A 4957-nucleotide genomic window follows, 5' to 3' on the forward strand; every position below is an offset into this window, starting at 1 on the left:
GTGTTGGGTCAATAGCATAGACTCGGCGTACTATGATGTCAAGCCTCTACAGACATGAAAAAGCGATTGTAGATCCATCGAGGCAGGCTTGTACTCATCTTAGGGGTGAGTAGTTACGCTCAGACAAAACGGCAAACGGGGCCGGGTCGCCAAATCCGATGCGCACAACCTGTGGGAACGACTGAAGAAGCATGAGATGGCAGTACTGCTCTTCGCCAGACTCTCACACGTGCCGTTTACCAACAACCGGGCCGAACGTGACCTGAGAATGAGCAAGGTCAAACAGAAGGTGTCGGGGTGCTTCCGGACAAGAAAGCACGCCGAGGCCTATTGCCGCATCTCCAGTTACCTGCAGACCATGGCAAATCAGGGATACAATCCGCTGGTCGCCATTCAAATGGCCTTTTCGGGACAGCTCTATGCTGATAGGGGTGAGTAGTTACGAATAGAGGAGCCTTGGTGTGTGAACTGTCACTTGGGTGACAGTAGGGTCCTGCTTCATTGAAACAGTGCGAAGTACATCACATCAACAGACTGGCCAGTGAAAAACCGCCCATGGCCAGGAAGAGAATGCCACTGATGCGATGCATCAGTGGTATGGGAATATGCTGCAGCAGGGTTCGTCCTGCCCATACGCCGATTGCTGAAGTCATGGCCAGCGCCAGGGTCGCACCCAGCCATACCGCAGTCGGGTCTGATGTGCTTGCCAGTCCGGCGACCGCTATCTGGGTCTTGTCACCAAATTCAGCCAGACCGATAAGCAGCAGGGTACTCAGCAACAGGCTGCGCCCGCTCCGGGTTTCCGTTTCCAGAGGCTCTTCGTCCACATTCCCGGAACGGATGGCGTGCAGGCCGAAAGCCAGAAAGAGAATTCCTACGGCCAGGGTTACCCATTGTGGAGGCAGCCATTTAGCCAGGGCAGAACCGAACAGTACGGCACCCAGATTCAGCAAGGCAAAAGCGAGCACAGCGCCTGCGAGTACCGGCAGCGCCCGGTAGCGTGCCGCCAGGGTAAGACAGACCAGTTGACTCTAGTCTCCCATTTCAGCCAGGCCGATAAGCGCAAAAGTGGAAAGCAGGGAAATGGCAGAAGAAGAGGTGTCTTGATCCATCAGTGGAACTATATCTTCAGGAGGGATATGCATTGTACAGTTCAAAGCAGTCGATGACATTTGGATCTTCTACGGCAGCAGCCACCTGTTCCGAGCACGGATACCGGCGCATGTTCACCGGCAAGCTGTTAAAATAACACCAATTTACGATTCCAAGCATCGCCGATGATCAGCCACAGATTGCCTCCAGACAGTGCCACGAGGGACAGCAGGATTGCTGCATGTCGGGATTGGACAGAATGCCGGCCAACCCGACGCTGATGCCGAATGCTACATCTTTTGTCGGTTTGTGGGTGCGGTTCCTCACCAGTGGCGGGCTTGCCACGGCGGTGCACTGGTCGCTCATGTGGCTGCTGATGCAGTTCGGCATGAATGCCACGCCGGCCACAGCTGTGGGCGCAGGAGCGGGAGCCGTGACCAATTATCTGATGCAGTACTACCATACTTTCAAATGCCAGACAGCCCATACTACCGTTATTCCGGACTACCTCAAGGTAGTACTGGTGGGCTGGGTAGCGAATATCCTGCTGTTCTATCTGCTGTACAGTTTTCTGCTGAACAATGCAGCCTGGGCGCAATTGCTGACCACAGCCCTGGTAACGCTCCTGAATTTTACTCTTTATCACAAGGTGGTTTTCCATGAGCGCGAGTAACGGCCCATGGGCTTCGGAGGATGTACAGGCAGCCGAACCGACATTGTCTGTCGTGGTACCCGTCTACAATGAAAAACCCGTATTGCCACAGTTGTATGACCGTCTTCGCGAGGTATTGCAGCCCCTGGCTATCACCTATGAAATCGTGTTGGTGGATGATGGCAGCAAGGACGGCAGTGGAGAATACATGGTGGAGCTGGCGCGTGAGTCGGATGTCGTGAAAGCGGTTCGACTGTCGCGCAATTTCGGCAAGGAAGCGGCGCTCACGGCGGGGCTGTCACAGGCCTCAGGAGCTGCCGTGATCGTGCTGGATGCGGATCTTCAGGACCCGCCGGAGCTGATCCCCAAAATGCTGGACGCCTGGAAAGAAGGTGTTGACGTAGTCACCATGAAACGCCGTTCCCGGGAAGGGGAAACTCACAGCAAGCGTTTCAGCGCCTATCTTTTCTATCGGCTGCTGAACCGTCTTTCTGATTTCACCATTCCCGAGGACACGGGTGATTTCCGGCTCATGAGCCGACGTGCGCTGGACGCACTGCTGCAGCTGCCTGAGCGCAACAGGTACATGAAGGGTTTGTTCGCCTGGGTGGGTTTTCCCACTATCATTCTCGAATATGATCGCGCTCCCCGCGCTGCCGGCGAGACCAAATGGAACTATTTTTCCCTGCTGGGGCTGGCTTTCGAGGGCATTACGTCATTCTCCATCGGTCCCTTGCGCTGGATGATCGGTCTTGGCGCCTTTACTGCCTTGCTGGGTTTGCTGTTCGGTTGCTGGATCATTCTGAAAACGCTGTTCCTCGGCGAAGTCGTACGGGGCTATCCCTCCCTGATCGCGGTTGTCACTTTCCTGGGTGGTGTGCAACTGCTTTCCATTGGCATTCTGGGCGAGTATGTGGGCAAGACCTATGTTGAAAGCAAGCAACGCCCGCTGTACCTGATCCATGACATTACCGGTCCCCGGGGAGATTCCGGCGATACGGATCAGTAATGCTGAAGTCTATAAACTTCTTTATCGTGGTTGTGGCCATCGTGGTACTGCGCCTGATCGGTATGGCCTATGTGCCTCTGACGGATACATCCGAGCCCCGTTACGCTGAAATTGCCCGTCTCATGGTGACGGGCAATGACTGGATCACGTTATGGTTCGAGCCGGGAACGCCTTTCTGGGGGAAACCGCCATTGGCGTTCTGGCTGGAAGCCCTGTCTTTCAAGATGCTGGGTATCAATGAATTTGCGGTGCGTCTGCCATCGTTGCTGGCGACACTGGCGACGCTTTGGCTGCTGTGGCGTTTCGCGCTGCAGCAAAGCAGCCGGCGGGTAGCACAAAGCGCCGTCCTGATCTACCTGACAACTGCGCTGGTGTTTCTGTCATCGGGGGCCGTACTGACCGACCCTTTCCTCACGCTGGGCGTTACCTGGTCGCTGACGGCCTTCTGTCTGGCGGTAGCGGAACCGCGCTGGTACTGGCGTTATGGCTTTTTTCTCGGTCTGGCAATCGGTCTGCTGGCGAAAGGTCCTCTTGCTCTGGTGCTGGTATTTGCTCCCATCACGGTCTGGGCTTTTTTGTACAGATCCGGTATCGCGCTTCAGCACCTCAGGGCATTGCCCTGGCTGAAAGGGAGCCTGCTGACCCTGCTGATCAGCCTGCCCTGGTATGTGGCCGCTGAATTGAAGACGCCGGGATTCCTGAACTATTTCATTGTCGGCGAACACTTCATGCGCTTTATAGATCCCGGCTGGGGCGGTGACATGTACGGTACGGCTCACAAGAACGTGAAAGGCGCCATCTGGGGACACTGGGTGATTGCTGCATTTCCCTGGGGGTTTCTCGCTATCGTACTGCTTCTGGGACATTTGTTCAGTACTGCAGGCAGGTCAATGCTCCGGTCCGCGATCGTGCGGCCGGTGAATGCCTACCTGTTGCTCTGGGCGCTGTTCACGCCAGTTTTTTTTACACCCGCAGGCAATGTGCTGTGGACCTATATACTGCCTTCACTGCCTGCCTTTGCCCTGTTGCTGGCTATGGCGCTGGAGCCGGCTTTCAGTAAAAACAGGTTCATCCGAATAGTCAGCCTGCTTCTGATCTGGCTGGTGCCGTTGGTTTCCATGGGGTTTCTGATCGAGATCGCGAGGAACCCTCATAGCATCAAATCGGAAAAGAGCCTGGTTGAGTTCGTGCGGAATTCGATTGACGCTGAAACCACGGCTGCAGGGCATACACCGACAATGATCTACTATCTTGGAAAACCGCCTTTTTCTGCCAGGTTCTACGCGCAAGAGAATGTCCGCAGGACGAGCCTGAAGGATTTGTGCCATGGCAACATGCCTCCGGGTTTCCACTATGTTGCCATTCCCAGGTGGCGATGGCAGAAGCTGGAACAGCAGGTGAACGCCTCCCTGACGAAATTGTTCGAGAACAACCGCTATGTGCTTACCCGGGTTTCCGGCAGGGAGTTGTGCCCTCGCTAGGCTGTTGGGTTAATACTAAGAGGTGCATAATAGTCCGCACATTGACAAGTTATTCGAGATGATGAAATGACACTCACCTGTAGGTCGGACTTCAGTCCGACATACAACGGTGGATTGTCGGGCTAAAGCCCGACCTACAACCATAACGCGGTTTCGCATTGTGATGCATAAATGGGTCGGTCAGGACTATTCTGCACATGTTAGTAAATCCGACAGACTCCTAGCCCGCATCGCTCACCGATCCCCTGGTTCCGGCGTTTTTGGGCGCCGGGACGTGGCCAAGATAGCCCGATAGCCCATTTCTCGTGCCAAGGTACTCGCCAAGAGAAGAGATTCTCGTGTTTTTCGCTCTCTCAGGGGCTCTGGAGGATGTTTTTTCGACGGAACAGACGCGTCGGCCCCTCAGCACCGGAGTCTGATCGGTTGTGTCAACGCTGCCGGATGTAATAGGGTTTATCCAGGGGGGTGACCAAGCAGGGTGCTGCTTGAGATTGGCCAGAATCTGAACGATATCGCTGGCGTAGGGGTACGCTTCCGAGAAGGACAGCCAGACTTTGCGTGCTGTCAGGCGCAGACGGGCGCCGATTTTCAGCAGCTTCAGACGGATCGTCGTGCTCTGGGCCTTGGCAAACGCCGTACCAGTCAGCCCCAGCCGACGCAGGCCATGCAGCAGGACATAGGCGAAAGAAGAGAAGTACAGCCGCAGTTGGTTCGCCCGCAGGG

At 55.4% G+C, this 4957-nt stretch carries 5 protein-coding genes and 1 pseudogene; 4 read left to right on the forward strand and 2 right to left on the reverse strand.

Annotated elements, in window-relative coordinates:
- Positions 1–148: 148 nt before the first annotated feature.
- A pseudogene (locus ACOCD2_RS12210) lies at positions 149–439 on the forward strand (IS66 family transposase); the annotation flags it as partial.
- A gap of 82 nt (positions 440–521) precedes the next feature.
- On the opposite strand, the gene ACOCD2_RS12215 reads toward ACOCD2_RS12210, so the two are convergent.
- Positions 522–1025: a TMEM165/GDT1 family protein gene (locus ACOCD2_RS12215; RefSeq protein WP_293648454.1), complete on the reverse strand. Its 504-nt coding sequence runs from the start codon at positions 1023–1025 to the stop codon at positions 522–524.
- Between the two features lie 308 nt (positions 1026–1333).
- On the opposite strand from ACOCD2_RS12215, the gene ACOCD2_RS12220 reads away from it, so the two are divergent.
- Genes ACOCD2_RS12220 through ACOCD2_RS12230 form a run of 3 tightly spaced genes read left to right on the forward strand, consistent with a single transcriptional unit; the run spans position 1334 to position 4234 of the window.
- Entirely contained in the window at positions 1334–1765 is a 432-nt protein-coding gene (locus ACOCD2_RS12220; RefSeq protein WP_293648445.1) for a GtrA family protein, read from the forward strand.
- Positions 1752–2753, forward strand: a complete 1002-nt coding sequence (locus ACOCD2_RS12225; protein WP_293648448.1) for a glycosyltransferase family 2 protein — start codon at positions 1752–1754, stop codon at positions 2751–2753. The genes ACOCD2_RS12220 and ACOCD2_RS12225 overlap by 14 nt, the downstream gene beginning before the upstream one ends.
- Positions 2753–4234 (forward strand): ArnT family glycosyltransferase, encoded by a 1482-nt coding sequence (locus ACOCD2_RS12230; RefSeq protein WP_293648451.1) that lies wholly within the window; start codon positions 2753–2755, stop codon positions 4232–4234. Before ACOCD2_RS12225 ends, ACOCD2_RS12230 begins: the two co-directional genes overlap by 1 nt.
- 220 nt (positions 4235–4454) lie before the next feature.
- On the opposite strand, the gene ACOCD2_RS12235 is transcribed toward ACOCD2_RS12230, so the two are convergent.
- Positions 4455–4957: transposase (locus tag ACOCD2_RS12235; protein ID WP_419592164.1), on the reverse strand; the 503-nt coding region annotated here is incomplete at its 5' end.

It is taken from the genome of Thiolapillus sp. (assembly GCF_048562965.1).
Taxonomy (GTDB): Bacteria; Pseudomonadota; Gammaproteobacteria; order Chromatiales; family Chromatiaceae; genus Thiolapillus; species Thiolapillus brandeum_A.